Source organism: Flavobacterium sp. LAR06 (assembly GCF_041946075.1).
In the GTDB taxonomy this organism is placed as follows: domain Bacteria; phylum Bacteroidota; class Bacteroidia; order Flavobacteriales; family Flavobacteriaceae; genus Flavobacterium.
Window position 1 is genome coordinate 94530 of the sequence record NZ_JAUTYT010000001.1, and the last position, 20368, is coordinate 114897.

At 34.7% G+C, this 20368-nt stretch carries 13 protein-coding genes; 6 read left to right on the top strand and 7 right to left on the bottom strand.

Annotation, left to right across the window (positions count from 1 at the left end):
• Nucleotides 1–197: 197 nt before the first annotated feature.
• The 3 genes from Q7C23_RS00435 to Q7C23_RS00445 all read right to left on the bottom strand — a co-directional run bounded on the left by Q7C23_RS00435 (nt 198) and on the right by Q7C23_RS00445 (nt 4279).
• On the bottom strand, nt 198–1187 hold the full coding sequence (locus Q7C23_RS00435; protein ID WP_375030679.1) for an aspartate-semialdehyde dehydrogenase: 990 nt from the start codon (nt 1185–1187) through the stop codon (nt 198–200).
• Between the two features lie 172 nt (nt 1188–1359).
• On the bottom strand, nt 1360–1740 hold the full coding sequence (mscL, locus tag Q7C23_RS00440; protein WP_074662737.1) for a large conductance mechanosensitive channel protein MscL: 381 nt from the start codon (nt 1738–1740) through the stop codon (nt 1360–1362).
• Between the two features lie 67 nt (nt 1741–1807).
• Nucleotides 1808–4279 (bottom strand): bifunctional UDP-N-acetylmuramoyl-tripeptide:D-alanyl-D-alanine ligase/alanine racemase, encoded by a 2472-nt coding sequence (locus tag Q7C23_RS00445; RefSeq protein WP_375030680.1) that lies wholly within the window; start codon nt 4277–4279, stop codon nt 1808–1810.
• A 236-nt stretch (nt 4280–4515) separates the two neighbouring features.
• On the opposite strand from Q7C23_RS00445, the gene Q7C23_RS00450 reads away from it, so the two are divergent.
• Complete coding sequence (locus tag Q7C23_RS00450) at nt 4516–5121, top strand: hypothetical protein (RefSeq protein WP_375030682.1); 606 nt, start codon at nt 4516–4518, stop codon at nt 5119–5121.
• On the opposite strand, the gene Q7C23_RS00455 is transcribed toward Q7C23_RS00450, so the two are convergent.
• A complete protein-coding gene (locus Q7C23_RS00455) occupies nt 5116–5853 on the bottom strand; it encodes a porin family protein (protein WP_375030683.1) in 738 nt (245 codons plus the stop codon). The genes Q7C23_RS00450 and Q7C23_RS00455 overlap by 6 nt on opposite strands.
• Nucleotides 5854–6042: 189 nt before the next feature.
• Between Q7C23_RS00455 and Q7C23_RS00460 the strand changes: the two genes are divergently transcribed.
• The 4 genes from Q7C23_RS00460 (at nt 6043) to Q7C23_RS00475 (ending at nt 12217) form a co-directional block, all read left to right on the top strand.
• Nucleotides 6043–6396, top strand: a complete 354-nt coding sequence (locus tag Q7C23_RS00460) for a hypothetical protein (RefSeq protein WP_375030684.1) — start codon at nt 6043–6045, stop codon at nt 6394–6396.
• Nucleotides 6397–6553: 157 nt separating this feature from the next.
• Nucleotides 6554–8761 carry a TonB-dependent receptor domain-containing protein gene (locus Q7C23_RS00465; RefSeq protein WP_375030685.1) on the top strand — a complete coding sequence of 736 codons (2208 nt, stop codon included), beginning with the start codon at nt 6554–6556 and terminating at the stop codon, nt 8759–8761.
• 213 nt (nt 8762–8974) lie between these two features.
• Nucleotides 8975–11083, top strand: a complete 2109-nt coding sequence (locus tag Q7C23_RS00470; RefSeq protein ID WP_375030686.1) for a prolyl oligopeptidase family protein — start codon at nt 8975–8977, stop codon at nt 11081–11083.
• 144 nt (nt 11084–11227) lie between these two features.
• Nucleotides 11228–12217 (top strand): Gfo/Idh/MocA family protein, encoded by a 990-nt coding sequence (locus Q7C23_RS00475; RefSeq protein ID WP_375030687.1) that lies wholly within the window; start codon nt 11228–11230, stop codon nt 12215–12217.
• 82 nt (nt 12218–12299) lie between these two features.
• Here the strand turns inward: Q7C23_RS00475 and Q7C23_RS00480 are convergent, their stop codons facing one another.
• From Q7C23_RS00480 to dnaE, 3 genes are all read right to left on the bottom strand, one after another.
• The gene (locus Q7C23_RS00480) at nt 12300–12914 is read right to left on the bottom strand and encodes a hypothetical protein (protein WP_375030688.1); all 615 of its coding nucleotides are present in this window, start codon (nt 12912–12914) and stop codon (nt 12300–12302) included.
• 131 nt (nt 12915–13045) lie between these two features.
• Entirely contained in the window at nt 13046–13987 is a 942-nt protein-coding gene (locus Q7C23_RS00485; RefSeq protein WP_375030689.1) for an outer membrane beta-barrel protein, read from the bottom strand.
• 177 nt (nt 13988–14164) lie between these two features.
• Nucleotides 14165–18703: a DNA polymerase III subunit alpha gene (gene dnaE / locus Q7C23_RS00490; RefSeq protein WP_375030690.1), complete on the bottom strand. Its 4539-nt coding sequence runs from the start codon at nt 18701–18703 to the stop codon at nt 14165–14167.
• Nucleotides 18704–18934: 231 nt separating this feature from the next.
• Between dnaE and Q7C23_RS00495 the strand changes: the two genes are divergently transcribed.
• A complete protein-coding gene (locus tag Q7C23_RS00495; protein ID WP_375030691.1) occupies nt 18935–20305 on the top strand; it encodes a PKD domain-containing protein in 1371 nt (456 codons plus the stop codon).
• Nucleotides 20306–20368 lie beyond the last annotated feature (63 nt).

The window sequence follows — 20368 nt, forward strand, 5'->3', positions numbered from 1 at the left end:
ATTTGGAATTTTTGTTTAGAACTATCGGTCCGCAGGATATTAAAAACAGAAAAGCGAGAATTTAGGTTCTCGCTTTTTTTATGCTTATCAGTACAAAACCTACAGGTTTGTTCTATAAATCAATTTCACAAAAAAACCGTAATTACATCGCTGCAATTACGGCTTTTCCTTTATAACAATTTTCTTTAATCTCTGGTTTATACCAAACCTGCTGCAATTAAATACTCAGCGATTTGAATTGTGTTTGTAGCGGCTCCTTTTCTAAGGTTATCAGCAACAATCCACATGTTTAAAGTATTTGGCTGGCTTTCGTCACGTCGGATTCTTCCAACAAAAACATCATTTTTACCTTCTGCATATAATGGCATTGGGTATGTAAAGGTATCTAAATTATCCTGCACCACTACTCCATCAGTATGGTGTAAAATTTCACGAACTTCGTTTACATCAAAATCATTGGTAAACTCAACATTAACTGCCTCACTATGTCCTCCTACAACTGGAACACGTACTGCAGTAGCTGTAACTCTGATCGTATTATCACCAAGAATTTTTTGAGTTTCGCGAACTAATTTCATTTCTTCTTTAGTGTATCCGTTTTCTTCAAAACTATCGCAATGTGGAATCGCATTTCTATGAATTGGATATTTGTAAGCCATTTCACCCTGAATTCCTGCATATTCGTTTTCTAATTGTTTTACTGCTTTTACACCAGTTCCGGTGATCGATTGGTAAGTAGAAACTATGATTCTTCTGATATTGTATTTTTTGTGTAAAGGAGCCAACGCCAATACCATTTGAATAGTAGAACAGTTTGGGTTTGCAATAATTTTATCTTCTTTTGTCAATGTTGAAGCATTGATTTCTGGCACTACTAATTTTTTCGTAGGATCCATTCTCCATGCAGAAGAATTATCAATAACAGTTGTTCCGGCTGCAGCAAATTTTGGTGCCCATTCTAATGAAGTATCACCTCCGGCAGAAAAAACCGCAATATCAGCTTTCATATCTACTGCTGTTTGCATTCCTACAACCTTATATTTTGTTCCTTTATATTCAATTTCTTTTCCTACCGATCTTTCAGACGCAACAGGAATTAATTCTGTAACAGGAAAATTTCTTTCCGCTAAAACTTTAAGCATTACTTCGCCAACCATACCAGTGGCACCTACAACCGCTATTCTCATTTTTATATTTTTAGTATGAATTAATCTAAATTATAATGCAAAAGTATACATAATATAAGTGAAAACAAGATGCTTCACAAAAAATAACAAAATGTTATAAATTAAACAAAAACAAAAAAACCGCTCCAATTGAGGAGCGGTTAAGTTAGACTTAGTGTAGCGGTATAGTATATTATTGTTTGTTTTTTAACAGATCTCTAATTTGTGTAAGCAATTCTTCTTGCGTTGGTCCTGCTGGTGGCGCAACAACTTCATCTTTCTTTTTCACTTTGTTTATTCCTTTTATAATTAAGAATAATACAAAAGCCACAATTATAAAGTTAATCACAGCCGAAAGGAACAGACCATATTTTACTCCTCCAAAAGCGGTTAATTCTTCAATGGTAGATAAATGCGCGGCATCTAAAGCTGGTTTCAATAATAAGGGTGTAATTACATTTTCGATAAATGAGCTTACAATTTTACCAAAAGCAGCTCCAATGATTACACCGACAGCCAGATCAACCACGTTGCCTTTCATTGCAAATTCCTTAAATTCTGAAAAAAATCCCATAATTGTATATTTTAGTAGTGATTAATAAATATCGAAAATACGTAATTTTCTTTAAAATCCCAGTAAACTATCGGAAAAATACCCGTTTTACACGTTGCGAAATGCTCGTTAAAATTTCATACGGAATGGTTTTTAAAGCCTCTGCCATTTCTATCACTGTTGGGCTTTCTCCGAAAATAATAACCGAATCTCCTTCTTTGCAATCAATTTCGCTTACATCTACCATTAACATATCCATGCAGACACTTCCAACTATAGATGCTTTTTGATTTTTAATTGTAACAAATCCAACCTGATTTCCCCATAATCTCGATATTCCATCGGCATAACCAATTGGTATCGTAGCAATTTTAGTTGTTTTTTGAGCCATAAAACGACGACCGTAACCCACACTATCACCTCCTGGAATTGTTCGAACCTGAGAAATAATCGACTTTAAAGTGCTTACATTTTCTAAATATTTTTGTTCCGATGGATCGTTGGAAACACCATACAAACCAATTCCCAATCGCACCATATTGTATTGCGCGTCTGGAAAATTACTAATTCCTGAGGTGTTGAGAATATGACGAATTGGGTTGATATTTAATTCTGAAATTAATTTTGAAGATAATTTTTCGAATAAATTAATCTGAGAAATCACAAAATCATAATGTTTCATTTCATCACTTGTCGCCAAATGTGACAAAACACTTTTAACCTTTACCGTTGTATTTCCTTTTAAAGTTGCAATTAATTCATCAAATGTATTTTCTTCAAAACCCAAACGGTGCATTCCCGTATCTAATTTTATGTGAATAGGAAAATCTTTTAGATTCTTTTCACGGGCAATCTTCAAAAAGGCATTTAATCCTTTTATGCTATAAATTTCAGGTTCTAACTGATATTGAATAATCGAAGGAAAACTGGTCGATTCTGGATTCAAAACCATAATTGGCAATTTAATACCGCCATTTTTCAACGAGATTCCTTCATCGGCGAAAGCCACACCTAAATAATCTACTTTGTGATGTTCGAGTAATTTTGCAATTTCCAATCCGCCATTTCCATATCCAAAAGCTTTTACCATCACCATGATTTTAACTCCTGGATTTAATTTCGCTTTAAAGAAATTCAGGTTATGACTAATGGAATCTAAGTTAATTTCCAGAACCGTTTCATGCGTTTTTTCTTCAAGTAGCGAAACAATTTCTTCAAACTGAAATGATCTTGCACCTTTAATTAAAATCGTCTCATTATTAAAATTTAAACTTTCGAACTTCGAGATAAATTCGGCCGTGTTTTCAAATGTAATAATGTTCGTAAATTTGGCTGCAAAAGAGGTGATTGTTTTTCCAATTCCAATTACACGATTAACTTTATTATCAGCGATAAGTTGTGCTACTTTTGAGTATAACTCTTCATTTGAAAACCCGCTTTGAAAAATATCAGATAGAATAACCGTTTTTGTTGCGTTCTTCTTTTGCTGGCTCTCCAGAAAATCCAAAGCAATTTTAAGCGACTGGAAATCGGAACTGTAACTATCGTCAATTATACTGCAATTGTTGATTCCGTTCTTTACTTCCAAACGCATTTCGACCGGATATAACATTTTCATGCGTTCCTGAATCGTTTCAAAATCATAATTAAAATAAAGCAGAACCAATAAACAAGAAATCGTATTTTCAACCGAAGCTGAATCACTAAACGGAATTTCTAAATCGAAAAATTCATTTTGGAACTGATACTGAACAATGGTTTTTTCATTTCGACTTTCCTTTTCCAGAATAAAAACATCTGCCATACTATCAGTAAAACTCCACGAAAAAAGAGTTCTGTCATTTACTGGATATTCTTCGCAAAATACCTTTAAAGAGTGGTCAACAAGTTCATTTTTTTGATAAATAATAACTTTTGATTTTTTGAAAAGCAATAATTTTTCTCTGATTTTTTGTTCTAACTTATCAAAACCTTCATCATGTGCCGGTCCAATATTGGTTAAAACACCAATTGTAGGCTTGATGATATTTTCAAGTTTGCTCATCTCATTCACCGTAGAAATTCCGGCTTCGAAAATACCCAAATTATGTTTTACGTTAATGGCAATCACAGAAAGCGGAACGCCAACCTGAGAATTATAACTCTTAGGACTTCTTATAATATTATAATCGGGGCTTAATAAAAAATTAAGCCATTCTTTTACAATCGTTTTCCCGTTGCTTCCTGTTAATCCGAGCACAGGAAAATCGAAAAGATCACGATAATAACTTGCAAATTGCTGCAAAGCTTTGAGCGTGTTGTTTACCACCAAAAAATTGGCTTTTCCTTCACTGTTTTGGGGAATGTGGTGCACTACAAAATTCTGAACACCTTTTTCTATCAACTCCGGAATATATAAATGAGCATCATTATTAGCGCCTGATAAGGCAAAAAATAATGTTTTTGATCCGTTTTGCAACGAGCGGCTGTCGATAGAAATATGATCAATAAAAATATCAGTATCAGGACCGATCCATTTGGCGTCCAGAACTGAAATAAGGTTTTTTAAATTTATGCTCATTTAGAAAGTTTCTTTTGTCAAATTTAGAAAAAGGTTTGCCACGAATTTCACAAAATTTCACTAATTATTGGATTTGAATAAACTAAAGAAGGAAAAGGTTTGCCACGAATTGCAGGAATTTCCACGAATTATTTTTTACACAGCTTTAAAATATTTTAAAGATAATTTGTGAAAATTTATATATTTCGCGGCAAAAAACATTATTATATTTGTTGAATACCACAAAATATAGCGTTTTGAAAAAGATACTCCCTCTATTCTCCTATATCTTACATCCGATTTTTATTTCGATGTATGCTACTTTGTTTTATCTTTTTTGCAAAGGAGATATTTTTACCAACCAGGAGAAATATTATGTATTGTTCCAGATTCTAATCATTACAATCCTGGTTCCGGTCTTGTTTTTCTTGTTACTTCGTTCGACCGGACACGTAAGTTCTGTCATGGTTCCTGAAACATCACAACGCAGAATCCCACTCGTTTTACAGTGTTTTTTATACATTCTTTTGGTAAAAAGAAGTATCGTGATTGCGCGTTATCCTGAACTTCATTTCTTTTTTCTCGGTGCCTTATTCAGTACTATTTTAGCTTTGGTGTGTTCACTTTTTAAAATAAAAGCAAGTCTGCATATGATGGCCATTAGTGGCCTGACCATTTTTGTAATTGGCTTAAATATGCATTTACAAATGCAAAATCCTTATTGGGGAGCCTTTCTAATTTTTATGACCGGAGTTGTGGCTTCTTCACGCTTAGAAATGGAAGCACATACTCCTAAAGAATTAATGATAGGTTTGGTACTGGGTGTTCTACCGCAGGTACTGTTTTTATATTTGTGGCTATAGAATATAAAAAACCAGTCCAAGGTTTAATGTTCTCATATTGACACTATCTCCGTTTATAGTTTTTACCGTAGATTTATACAAAGGATTTAAACCATAATAGGCATAAATATTCCAAGTATTGTATCCTGCTGAAATGTAAGCTCCATATTGAAAATCATTTAAATCCGGATTATTCTTAATTTTATAAGTGTTCTCTCCGTCTTTCAAAACAGATTTAGCGGCAAAAACATAGCTAAATTTTATTCCTGTATAAATTCTCCAGAATTTAGTGCTTTCAAAAGTCGAATTTCGCCATCTGAATTCTATTGGTAGATCAACTGAATATTGTCGAAATCTATTGGAGACAAATTCATCATAATTGTTGACACCATACAGTAATGCTCCGTCAGTAGCCGTTGAAATGGTAAGATTTTGATAATAATTTTGATAACTTATTCCTAAACCCGGTGCTATAGCAAAAGTCCTTTTTTTATTGATGGGAAAATCACGTAAAAAACCTCCAGAAAATCCGGCAGAAAATTTATCTTGTTTTAAGCCTGGAGGTCCCTGAACCAACATATTATACGTTATCGTAAAATAAAACTGATCTTCACGATATAAGGAGTCAATTTTAACCACTGGTTTTATTTCAGGTTTCACTTCTTCCTGCGAAAAAGTATTGAAAAAAGAAACTAAAAACAAACAACTTAAAAGGAATCGCATATCGTATTTTGGTTTTAAAGTGGTTCTCAAATAAACGTTTTTTAGCGTTGATTTATTTCACACAAATATAATATAATGCCAGTTCAGGATACCATTTGAAAGCAATTATTCTCTTTTTCACGACGAATAAAACTATTTGTTGCGCAATTTTCAACAAATCAGCAACAGAATCCAAAAAATGAATCAATTTTTCATTCCTCTTTTATACCTTTGTCCTGCATGAAAAAAAAGCAGCTCCTATTAAGTGTTTCTTTCGCGCTGACGATATTGTTCTCAATATTGTTTCAGTCGATACACAGTTATGAGCATATTGTAAAGCAGCTTTCAGAAAAACAATGTCATCATGATTATAATGATCCTCAAGGTGAGATAACGCACCAGCATCATAATTATGATTTGTGTTATGTTTGTCATTTTGCTTTCGGAAGTTATATTCTTCCTGAAGATTTTGCTTTCCAATTTCGTACTTTTCACAAAGAAATTCCATATTTTTTCACCATTTCTGAGAATGTTTTTTCGTTTTCAGGAAGCGCTTATTTATTGCGTGGGCCACCAGCAATTATAGTTTCTTAGATTTCGAGATATACGAAATAAAATCAAATTCTTAATTTATAAAATTCGAAAGAAAATAAATTTTCCATCTTGATACTTATCAGGATTGGCAAGTTTGCTTTGATTTCTGTTTTTATTCTGAAGAAAAAAATCAATTAAACTATAGCATCATTTTCAAATGAAAAAAATCATATTAGCCCTTATTTTAGGGGTTTCGGGCATACTTTCTGCTCAAAATTCGGTTTCAGGTATTGTAACCGATGCTCAAAATCAACCATTACCAGGAGTTTCAGTTTATGCTCCTGAATTACATAAAGGAACTACAACAGATGAAAACGGGAAATACGAATTGAAAAATCTTCCGAGCGGAAGTCTTCGTCTTGCCTTTTCTTATGTTGGATATGCTAATCAGAACCAAACCATTGCTAAATTAGTAAAAGAAAACACACTTGATATTACTCTTTTAGAATCTATTTTAGAGATGGATGAAGTGGTTGTTTCTACTCCTTTTAACAAATTACAATCGCAGAATGTAATGAAAATTGAGCATGAAAGCATCAAAACCTTACAGCAAAAAGGAACCTCGACTTTAATTGAAGGGTTGGCAACAATTCCTGGAGTTTCTCAAATTTCAACAGGAACTTCTATAGGAAAACCGGTCATTCGTGGTTTGAGCGGTAATCGTGTTTTGGTTTACTCTCAGGGTGTGCGTATCGAAAATCAACAGTTTGGCGATGAACACGGTTTAGGATTAAACGATGCCGGAATTGAAAGTGTCGAAGTTATCAAAGGCCCAGCTTCTTTATTGTATGGTTCTGATGCTTTGGGAGGTGTATTGTATTTCAATCCTGAAAAATTTGCAGACGCCAATACTTTCAAAGCTAATTTCAGTCAAAAGTATTTTACAAATACAGAAGGAAGCAATTCTTCTATTGGATTAAAAACATCTACCGATAACTGGAAATTTCTGGCTCGCGGAAGTTTCAACACCCATTCTGATTATAAAATTGCGGATGGTGACCGTGTAACGAATTCACGTTATAATGAAACCGATTTTAAAACCGGAATTGGATATAGCAATTCAAGTTTCTCCAGTGTTTTGCGATACAACTACAATAAACTGGATCTTGGAATTCCAGAAGACGGAATTGGAGAACAGTCTTCAAGTAAAAATACTATGTTTCCAAGACAGGGAATCTTCAATCATTTATTGAGTTTAAACAATGTGATCTTTTTTGAAAACTCAAAATTAGATGTTGATTTAGGGTATATTGCCAATGACAGAAGCGAATTTGAAGACAGCAATGATGCTTCTTTAAGAATGAAATTGAATACTTTCAATTACAACGCGAAGTATCATTTTCCAAAAATGGGCAAAATTGAAACCATTTTAGGCGTTCAGGGAATGCATCAAACCAATACCAATTTTGGTGAAGAATATTTGATTCCGGATGCCACTACAAACGATTTTGGTGTTTTTGGAACAGCCAACTACGAATGGAACAATAGTGTTTTACAAGCAGGATTGCGTTTTGACAATCGAAATATAACTTCTGAAGAACATGGAATCGCTGGTGAAGAAGGTTACTTTCAGGCTTTAGACCGATCTTTTGACAGCTTTAATGCTTCATTGGGATATAAAACCAAATTAGCAGAACCTTTGACACTTCGATTGAATGTTGCGACAGGATTTAGAGCACCCAATTTAGCCGAATTAACTTCAAACGGAGTTCATGAAGGAACGAATCGTTATGAAATTGGAAATCCAGATTTAAAAACAGAGCAAAACGTTCAAACCGATTTAAACTTAGAATATAAAAATTCGCACTTTGAATTCTTCGTAAACGGATTTTACAATCACGTAAACAACTACATCTATACTTCACCAACGGGAGATATTATGGACGATAATGATGTTTTTGCCTACGTACAGGATAACGCACAATTGTACGGTGGTGAAGCAGGATTACACTTTCACCCGCATCCGTTAGACTGGTTGCATTTTGAAACAAGTTTTGAAACTGTAACAGGTAAAAAAGACAACAAAGATTATTTACCCTTAATTCCGGCGAACAATTGGAACAACACACTTAGAACTGAATTCAAAATTAAAGACTGGTTTCAGGAAGGTTTTGCAACTTTAAATATTTCTTCAACCTTCAATCAAGACAATGTAAGTGGTTTTGAAACGGCTTCAAAAGGTTATACTTTAGTAAACTTAGGTTTTGGAGGAACAGTAAAATTGGGTAAAACTGCTTTTGATGTTAACCTTAACGGAAACAATTTATTCGATAAAGAATATATTGCACACCTTTCAAGATTAAAAACAGACGGTATCCCGAATATTGGAAGAAACATTGTTCTGGGAGTAAATTTTAATCTATAACTTTTAATTTAACCACAAAGTGCACAAAGGTTTTATTTAAAACTATCTTCAGAAAATACAAAGTTCACAAAGTTAGCTATCAACACAAAGCTTTGTGAACTTTGTGCATTTATAAAACCAAGCATGCATACATATCTTAGTGCACTTTGTGGTTAAATATTAAACAATCTTTACAAAAACCACTATTTTTGCTACCAGCGACAAACTTAACCTATGAAAAAAACATTTCTTATAATGGCTATTACAACTGCAGGAATTTCATTTGGACAAAATAAAATTCAATATCCGGAAACAAAAAAAGGGGAAACTGTCGATGTGTATTTCGACACTAAAGTAAGTGATCCTTATCGCTGGCTTGAAGATGACAAATCTGCCGAAACCGGAGCCTGGGTACAAGCAGAAAACAAAGTTACTTACGGCTATTTGGATAAAATTCCGTTTCGTGATGCATTAAAAAAACGAATGGAAACACTTTGGAATTATGAAAAAATAGGTGCCCCTAGTACAGAAGGAAAATATACATACTATTCTAAAAATAACGGCCTTCAAAATCAATCGGTTATTTACAGAAAAGGTTCCGATGGAAGAGAAGAAGTTTTCTTAGATCCGAATACTTTTTCTAAAGACGGAACAACTTCACTTGGTGGAATGGATTTTTCTAAAGATGGATCAAAAGCGGCTTATGCCATTTCTGAAGGTGGAAGCGACTGGAGAAAAGTAATTATTATAGATGCTCTTTCTAAGAAAGTTTTAGAAGATACTTTAGTTGATATAAAATTCAGCGGAATTTCATGGCATGGCAATGAAGGGTTTTATTACTCAAGTTATGATAAACCAAAAGGAAGCGAACTGTCTGCTAAAACAGATCAGCATAAATTGTATTTCCATAAATTGGGAACTTCACAAAAAGACGATAAGCTTATTTTTGGAGCAGATCAAAAACGAAGATATGTGGGTGGTTATGTTACGGAAGACGATCGTTACTTAGTGATCTCTGCAGCAAATTCGACCTATGGAAATGAGTTGTACATTAAAGATTTAACTGTTGCAAACAGTCCAATTGTAACTATTGTAGACAACTTTAACGGTGAAAATTCAATTATTGAAAATGAAGGAAGTAAATTGTTTATCCAAACGGATTTAAACGCTCCAAACAAACGCGTTGTTACTGTTGATATGAGCAATCCAAAACCAGAAAACTGGAAAGATTTTATCAAAGAAACGAAAGACATTTTATCACCTTCAACAGGTGGCGGATACTTTTTTGCCAATTATACTAAAGATGCCGTTTCGTTTGTACTACAATATGATTATACCGGAAAATTAGTTCGCGAAATTAAACTTCCTGCAGTAGGAACTGCAGGTGGTTTTGGAGGAAAAAAACACGAGAAAACTTTGTATTACAGTTTTACAAACTACACTACTCCGGGAAGCATTTATTCATTGGAACCAAAATCTGGCAAATCTGAAATTTATCAAAAACCGGTAGTTGATTTCAAAAGTGAAGATTACGAGTCAAAACAAGTTTTTTATACTTCAAAAGACGGAACAAAAATCCCGATGATTATTACCTATAAAAAAGGATTAAAATTAAACGGTAAGAACCCAACGATCCTTTACGGTTATGGTGGATTCAATATTAGTCTGACACCGGCTTTTAGCATTGCAAACGCCGTTTGGATGGAAAATGGAGGTGTATATGCCGTTGCAAATTTAAGAGGTGGTGGTGAATACGGAAAGAAATGGCATGATGCGGGAACCAAACTTCAAAAACAAAACGTGTTTGATGATTTTATTGCGGCTGGTGAATACTTAATCGCTCAAAAATATACCTCATCCGATTTCTTAGCGATTCGAGGAGGCTCTAACGGAGGTTTATTAGTTGGAGCTGTAATGACACAACGCCCGGATTTAATAAAAGTAGCATTGCCTGCAGTAGGTGTTATGGACATGTTGCGTTACCATACTTTTACAGCAGGTGCAGGATGGGCATATGATTATGGAACTGCTCAGGACAATAAAGAAATGTTCGAATATTTAAAAGGATATTCTCCTGTTCAAAATGTAAAAGCAGGCGTTAAATATCCGGCAACAATGGTAACAACTGGTGATCATGATGACCGTGTTGTTCCGGCACACAGTTTTAAATTTGCTGCGGAATTGCAGGATAAGCAAGCTGGCGATAATCCTGTTTTAATTCGTATTGATGTAAAAGCAGGTCACGGGGCAGGAAAATCTGTTGCAGCCTCTATTCAGGAAAATGTAGATGTACAGGCGTTCACGCTGTATAATATGGGATTTACTGCTTTACCGAAAAAGTAAACTTTTGTCTAATTTTTTATAGCCACGAATTCACGAATTTATTTTGTGAGTTTGTGGCTGTTTTTAAACACAAAGAATTCATGAAAATTCGTGCAATTCATGGCAAACCTTTTTTTAAATTTGAATTAACTAAAAAGTGAAAAAATGAAAATCATAAAATGGGGAATTATAGGCTGTGGAAATGTAACTGAAGTTAAAAGTGGTCCCGCCTTTCAAAAAACTCCAAATTCAGCATTGGTTGCTGTAATGCGAAGAGATGCCAAACTAGCCGAAGACTACGCCAAACGTCATAATGTACCAAAATGGTATTCAAACGCTATAGATTTAATCAACGATCCTGAAGTAGATGCTGTTTATATCGCCACCCCTCCATCCTCTCATAAAGAATATACGATTTTATGCGCCAAAGCAGGAAAACCTGTTTATGTAGAGAAACCAATGGCTTTGACATTTGAAGAGTGCAACGAAATGATTAGTGTTTGCAAAGATCATAATGTTCCGTTGTTTGTGGCTTATTACAGAAGAAGTTTACCAAGATTCTTAAAAATAAAAGAGCTAATTGATCAGAACAAAATTGGAACTATACGACATGTAAATTGTGTTTTATATCATCCGTTTGAACAGCGTTATGACGACGAAATTAATTTACCTTGGACGGTTTTACCACATATTTCAGGTGGCGGAATATTTGTCGATTTAGCTTGTCATACTTTAGATTTTCTCGATTTTGTTTTGGGTCCGATCAAAGCTGTTCGCGGGCATGCAAGTTCTCAGCTTAAAGCTTATCCCGCCGAAGATTCAGTTTCGATGTCCTTTTTATTCGAAAACGGAATTCATGGAACAGGTTTATGGAACTTTGCCAGTTTCGAGCGATATGATAATACCGAAATCGTTGGCGATAAAGGGAAAATTTCGTTTTCAACTTTCGGGAATGATCCAATTCATATTCAATACCCGAATGGAGAAAAAGAAAGTATTACGATTGAAAATCCACTCCATATTCAACAACCACTTGTTGAAACTGTAGTTGCTGAACTTTTAGGCTATGAAGGTATAAATCCGTCAAAAGGAACTTCTGCAGCCAGAACAAGTTGGGTTATTGATGAAGTTTTGAAGGAATTTAGGAATTCATAATTTAACTTATTTCCAATTATAATAAAGCGCATTGCAATATAAATGATATTGTAATGCGCTTTTGATTTTTAATAGCTATTACTTACCTACGCCATTTTCCTCCACCTAAGTAAAAACCAAGAGTTAGTCCGAAATTGTTATTTTTTTCCCTACCAATGACATTACCGTAAACATCTTGCAAATCTGTTTTCGGAACAAAATTATACTCTGCTGTCAATCTGAACTTTCCCCATTCAAAACCAGTACGAATCATACCCCCAAAAACTGAATTCGCCTTTGTATTATAAGAATTTCCATCATCAAACTGTTCATCTGTGAAAAATACATTTGAAACACTGTAAAGTCCAAGTCCGCCTCCAACAAAAGGTGAAAATGATCCACGGTTTTCTTCGTTGAGATAATAATAATCAGACGTTGCTACAACAGATAAATTTGCCACAACTGTAGCATTATAATCTTCTTTTCTGTCATCTATATAATATAAATCCTTGAACATTCCAGCGCCCTGAAAGCGAAGTCCAACATTAAGATTGTCTTTTAAATTGAATTTAGGTTCTATAGCCAGCATTCCGCCGCCGCCTTTTCCTGTGCCTAATACAAGACCGGCATCCAAGCCAACTCTAAATTTACCTTTTTCTTGTGCATTTGCAAAATTTAATACTCCTAAAAAAAGGATAACAAAAGTAATTTTCTTCATTATTTTATATATTGGTTAATTGCTGGCGAAACTATACTTTATAAAAGAGATTTCATTACGGAAAGACGTAAAAAAAGAGGATATTCAAAATTGAATATCCTCTTTTTTATAAACTATAAATTTCTTTAAAATTATAGGCTGTATTTAAGACCAAAAGTCAAACCTAAACCAGAGATTCCAACGAAAGAACTGATATCATCAGTAGCTTTACTACTGTCAAAACCTGCAGCATTTGTTACTTTGCTATTTGATGAAGTATCAATCTTGTCTACATAATTAGTATGAATAGCAGAATACGAAGCATCTTGTCTAAAAGTAGATGGTGTATGCAATTTATCTACTCCGTTTTCGGTAAATACAGTAGTTTCTTTTGTATCTCCGTGAACAGTAAAGTTTCTATATTCAATTTCAGCATACAAAGCTATTTTTTTACCTATCTTATAAGAACTTCCAATTGCAGCCATAAAACCAATAGTTGGATTAGGTTTCACAACATCTTCAGAGTAAGTTTTTGCCATTACTCCTGCTGCAGTAGAATACTCACGATTAGTCTCAATAGTTAAATCTCCATGAATAGGAACAATTACTCCTACTTTTGTATATGGTTCAAAACCTTTAGTTTCTCCCAAAAACAACACCAAGGCAGGTGATAAATCCCAAGCTCTAATTTTTCCTACAGCATCTCCAGATACAAAAATATTTGCTGGTGTTGTAGCAACTAAACGATTTGTAGTTTCAACCATCAATTTATCTGCACTAGAATAATAGTTAATTCCCATTTCAACTCCTAAACGAGTAGAAAAACGGTAACCTGCAGTTAATCCAGAACGAAACCCTTCTCCAAATGAGCCGTGATTAGTTTCTCTTGAAATTAAAGTAGTTCCATTAGGACCATATACATCTGTATTAGGCAATTGACCATTTACAATTGGAAACTCAGTAGCAGCAGTTTGAATAAAATAAGATCCTCCTAATTTAAAGTACCAGCTTTCTGGTTTATCTGCTTTTTCTGTTTGCGCCATTGTGGCCATAGAGCAAACTAATAATCCTAATAAAAATAGGTTCTTTTTCATAATTCTGATTTAATTAATTTATGCAAACATAAAATATTTTAACATATTTTTTTGGTTTGCAAAGTTAGACTTGGAACGAAAACGTTGTAATTTCGGGCAATATTACTAAAAAAGTATTATGCATGCATATTTTTAACATAAAAATTTTACATAACCCTAAAATTTAACTGTTAAAATTTAATTCAGCTTAAAATTTATCTGAAGTTTTTCCAATTCCTGCAATAACTCCGTCGAAATTCTCACTTTTAATCTTCGGCTCGGCATTGTTAGCTTGGTCACTACCTTAATTTCCTCAACCTCTTTTACTTCCTGAATTTTGGTTTCTTCCAATGGTGAATCTGCATCTTCACTTTCATCAACAAAAACAGCTTCTTCGGTTTCTTCAAAATCAGTATTGGTTTCCACCTCAACCAAACGTTTTATTTTTTCTAATTCCATGATCTCAAAAGTCACCGAATTATCCCCTTTATAGGCATTAAACAAATGACTCAGCGTATGAATAAAATCTATTTGCAAATCTTTAATATTCAACAGCAGTATCAATTTTTTAGCAAAGGCCTCCAATACATCCTGTAATTGTCGAACCTCAACAAACGTTAGTCTTGGATCAGACTTTTTACCTGTATCGTGGTTTACCCAGCCGTCTTTTATTAAAATTTTCAAATAAGCAAAGTTATTCTGAATCAGGAAATGCCTGAATTTTAAATATTCTTCACCAAAAATCTTAAACTCATAACTTTCATCATATCCTTCTAAATTAAATACCGCCCAGCCTTTTCCGTTTTTGGCCACACGATGCTGAACGTTATTGATGATTCCGGCAAAATTTAAATTTTTTCCCACGTATTCATTCATACTTTTCAGCGCTTCTAATCGGGCGTTGCAGAAGTATTTCATCTCAAATCTAAAATCGTCCAAAGGATGTCCCGAAATATAAATTCCAACAACTTCCTTTTCCTTCGCCAATTTTTCCATGGTACTCCAGTCTTCACATGGAGGTACAACTGGCTCGGCAATCTGAACTTCGCTGGCTTCTCCAAACAAACTTACCTGAGATGAATTTTCATTTTCCTGAAACTTCGATCCATAACGCATCGCCTTTTCATAAAAAGTAATTCCGTCACCATCATCATGAAAATATTGCGCTCTGGTTGTTCCTTCAAAAGAATCGAAACCACCTGCTAAAGCTAAGTTTTCAATTGCTTTTTTATTGGCAGCACGTAAATCAATACGTTTCGCTAAATCAAAAATTGATTTATATCTTCCGTCTTTTCTATTTTCTACAATTGTTGCTACGGCTCCGGAACCCACACCTTTAATAGCTCCCATTCCAAAACGAACAGCATAACTATCGTTTACTGTAAATTTATAATACGATTCATTTACATCCGGGCCTAAAACCTGTAAGCCCATTCGCTTACATTCTTCCATGAAAAACGAAACCTGTTTGATGTCGTTCATGTTATTTGAAAGTACCGCGGCCATATATTCAGCTGGATAATGCGCTTTTAAATAAGCTGTTTGATATGCAATCCAGGCATAACAAGTCGAGTGCGATTTGTTGAAGGCGTAACTCGCAAAAGCTTCCCAGTCTTTCCAGATTTTCTCTAAAACCTTTGCATCATGGCCTTTTGCCGATGCCTGCTCCACAAACTTAGGCTTCATTTTATCCAAAACGTCCTTTTGTTTCTTACCCATCGCTTTACGCAAAACGTCGGCCTCACCTTTTGTAAAGTCAGCCAGCGATTGCGACAAAAGCATTACCTGCTCCTGATAAACTGTAATTCCGTAGGTTTCTCCTAAATATTCTTCACAGGCATCTAAATCGTATTTAATTTCTTCATCACCATTTTTTCTTCGAACGAAAGACGGAATATATTCTAAAGGTCCCGGACGATACAAGGCGTTCATCGCAATTAAATCTCCAAAAACCGTTGGCTTCAGATCTTTCATGTATTTCTGCATTCCGGGTGACTCGTATTGGAAGATTCCAACCGTTTCTCCTCTTTGGAAAAGTGCGTACGTTTCCGGATCATCAATAGGAAATGTATCGGGATCCAGATCAATATTTGTTCTGTATTTTACCAGTTTAACGGTATCTTTTATCAGCGTAAGGGTCTTCAGACCCAAAAAGTCCATCTTCAGCAATCCGGCACTTTCAGCAACCGAGTTATCAAACTGTGTTACATATAAGTCAGAATCTTTTGCGGTTGTAACCGGAACGAAATTCGTAATATCCGATGGAGTAATGATTACCCCACAGGCGTGAATTCCGGTATTTCGCATCGATCCTTCAAGGATTTTTGCCTGTTGAATCGTTTCTCCGGCCAAATCATCTTCATTGGCAATGGCGATTAATTCTTTTACGTTATCAAACTCATCTGAACGAAGGGCTTTTTTAACCTCATCTTCGTTTTCAGAAATAAAACGTGCCAAATTCCATTTTGAAGGCATCATTGCCGGAATCAGTTTTGCAATTCTATCGGCTTCAAATAATGGTAAATCCAAAACACGCGCCGTATCACGAATCGCTGATTTGGTTGCCATTTTACCATAAGTGATAATCTGCGCCACCTGATTTTTACCGTATTTATTGATTACATAATCCATAACACGACCACGTCCCTCGTCATCAAAATCGATATCAATATCGGGCATGGATACACGATCCGGATTAAGGAAACGCTCAAAAAGCAAATCGTACTTAATTGGGTCAATGTTTGTAATTCCTAAACAATAGGCTACCGCAGAACCTGCAGCAGATCCACGTCCTGGTCCTACCGAAACATCCATTTTTCTGGCTTCGGCGATGAAATCCTGAACGATCAAAAAGTAACCCGGATATCCCGAATTTGAAATCGTTAGCAGCTCAAAATCCAAACGTTCCTGAATCGATTCTGTAATTTCACCATATCTTCTTTTGGCACCTTCCATAGTAAGGTGTCGCAAATATTTATTTTCACCTCGAACACCACCGTCTGCTTCATCTTCAGCAACAACAAATTCTTCCGGAATATCAAATTTTGGAAGTAATACATCACGATAAAGTGAATACCCTTCAACCTTGTCGACAATCTCCTGAATGTTGATAATTGCCTCCGGTAAATCAGAAAAGAGTTTTTTCATCTCTTCTTCCGACTTATAATAGTATTCCTGATTGGGCAATCCGTAACGGTAACCACGGCCACGACCAATTGGTGTTGCCTGTTTTTCACCGTCTTTTACACACAATAAAATATCGTGTGCATTGGCATCTTCTTTATTTAAATAATAAGTATTATTGGTTGCAATTAATTTGACATTATGCTTCTTAGAAAATTCAATCAGGGTTTTGTTCACGCGATTTTCATCTTCCTGATTGTGGCGCATGACTTCCAGATAGAAATCATCTCCAAATTGTTCTTTCCACCAAATCAAAGCTTCTTCGGCCTGGTTTTCACCGATGTTCAGAATTTTACTTTGGATTTCTCCGTATAAATTCCCAGACAAAACCATGATATCTTCCTTGTATTTTTCTACAATAGCGCGATCAATTCTCGGAACATAATAAAAACCGTCTGTAAAGGCGATCGACGACATTTTCGCCAAATTATGGTAACCCTTTTTATTTTTGGCTAATAATACAACCTGATTTCCGTTGTCTTTTTTGCTTTTATCTAAGTGATTATCGCAGACATTAAATTCACAACCTACAATTGGTTTGATCTCCGTTTCAGTTGGTTCTTCTCCGGCTTCAACTAAAGCTTTATTCTTTCCGGAAGCCGCTTTGTTGTGGTTCATAACGGCGCTCACAAAATGGAAAGCCCCCATCATGTTCCCGGTATCGGTCATGGCCACGGCCGGCATTCCGTTTTTGGCTGTAGCCGCAACAATATTTGCAATACCTATAGTCGATTGAAGAACCGAAAACTGCGTATGATTGTGTAAATGCGCATATTTTGCGGCTTTAAAATCTTCTCTGTCTGATGCTGAAACCGTAGTTTGTACATCATCAGATTGTAAAGCTTTTATTTGCTCTCTGATTTTATCAGAAGCCGCTTTTAAATTGATGTGTTTTAAACCGATTAACGGAAATTCCTGAGGGTTTCTATCCTGAAATTCCTTGAAATAATCCTTCGGAACATCTAATTCTTCTTTGGTAAAGACCTCTCTTCTAATTAACTCTAAAAAACAACGCGTAGTTGCCTCAACATCGGCAGTTGCGTTGTGCGCTTCTGCAAAAGGTTTATTGAAAAGATAGCTGTGTAATTCGGTTAGGGTTGGCAATTTGAATCTTCCTCCACGACCTCCCGGAAGCTGTAGTAAAGAAGCCGTAACTTCGGTACAGGTATCCAAAACCGGCATTGTGCTCATTGGAGAATCCACACCCATTCTATGAAACTCCGCGCCCATAATATTGACGTCAAAACCTAAATTCTGACCCACAATAAATTTGGTTTTGCTTAAAGCGATATTGAATTTCTCCAAAACTTCGGCCAGCGTGATTCCATCGGCTTCAGCCAATTCAGTCGAAATTCCGTGAATACGTTCGGCATCATACGGAATATTAAATCCGTCCGGTTTTACCAAATAATCCTGATGCTCAATAAGCTGTCCCATTTCGTCATGCAGCTGCCATGCAATCTGAATACAACGAGGCCAGTTGTCAGAATCGGTAATTGGGGCGTCCCAGCGTTTTGGTAATCCGGTTGTTTCGGTATCGAATATTAAATACATAGGTTTAAATAGCAAAAATTAAATTCCAAATTCCAATTTTCCAATATAAACACTTGATTATATGGAGGATAAAAAATCACTTTACAAATTATGGAGGAAGTTCAAATTTACGCTTTTTTTCGGCTTGGAGAAATAAAGAATTACCAATATTAGTGTTTAAAAAAATGCTGGTTTTTCTTATAAAAAAGATATCTTTGGACCTTCAAATCAAAACCAAAAACAATTAATTTTATGAAAAAAATCTATTTTTTTGCATTTATTTTATTAAACCTTTTAAGTTCTTGCAGCAGCGACACTCCAGAAGAAAATAATTTAACTGCAGCATTTACTTTATCAGCAACTACAGTTAACGTAGGCGATGACATTAAAGTAACAAATACCTCTAAATCTAGTAAAGAAATTGTTAGCTATACTTTTAATTTTGGCAACGAAACAAGCTCTACTGAAAAAGAACCTACATTTTATTATTCTCGTGCTGGTGAATACAATGTTAAATTAGTTATTAAAGATACAAATGGTACTGTTGCAACGAGCACTATTAAAGTAACTGTAACCGAAGAAAACTCTCTTTTACTTACTAATCAACTAGTCGGCGGCTCAGATGTTTATCCTATTGAAATTGGAATGCAGGACAATAAGATATTTTACACAGAATCTTACAGATCAGTAACAACATCTACAACTAGTTATTACAGACATGTAGAATATAATAATGATGCCAAGACTTTCACTACTAAAATTATAACTGAAAAAAATGGTAATTCTGGTCATGCGCAAACTACTTATTTAAACAACGGAAACAAAATTGTAAACATAATTCAATCTATGTCTTATTATGCAGGGACAGTAGAAACAGAATTAAACGCCGACTGGAGTCCTGTTAAATCTAGCTCATCTGGCGCTATTTATGGTTCAGTTAAAAATAACGATCAGTACTATTTTTATGGATCTTATGATAAGAACCCTGCAATTGAAATAAGAAATAACGAAGGTAAACTTGTAAGCAGAAAAACATATGAAAGCACTGTCAAAAATGCCTTTATCGGAAACCTAATTAAAACAGGAACTACTTATGTTGCTTTTGGAGGTAAATACGAAACATCGACAACAAATGAATTTATGAATTATAAACCATTCGTTTTATTTCTTAATGAAAATCTTGAAATCACAAGTCAAAAAACATTTGATACAAGTACTTTAAAAGATATTGTTCTAGATTGGAATTCTTTTAATGGTTCTTTTAAAGTGATAAAATTGACAAATGGAAATTTAGCATTATACAGCCATAACGAATTGAGAATTACAACAGCGCAAGGCGAAGAACTGAAATTAATTAAATTGCCAAACAACAGCAATATACAAGGTCTGATAGAAATTGAAAACGGCTTTATTGCATCTAGTTTTCAAAAATTAGAGAAATACGACAATAACGGAAATGTACTGAAGTCTATCTCATATCCAGGCATTTACAATGCAGGTTTTGTAAAAAAAGGTGATTTGTATTATTTTGCAGCGGGATGTGGATCAAGTTATCAAAACATTTCAATTCTTGAAATCAAACTTGGGGCTGTTGATTCTAATTTGAATTTCAAAAAAATCTAAATTAAAAGTAAGTTTTAATTTAAAAGGATAAAGTAATCTCTCATGATTATTTTATCCTTTTTT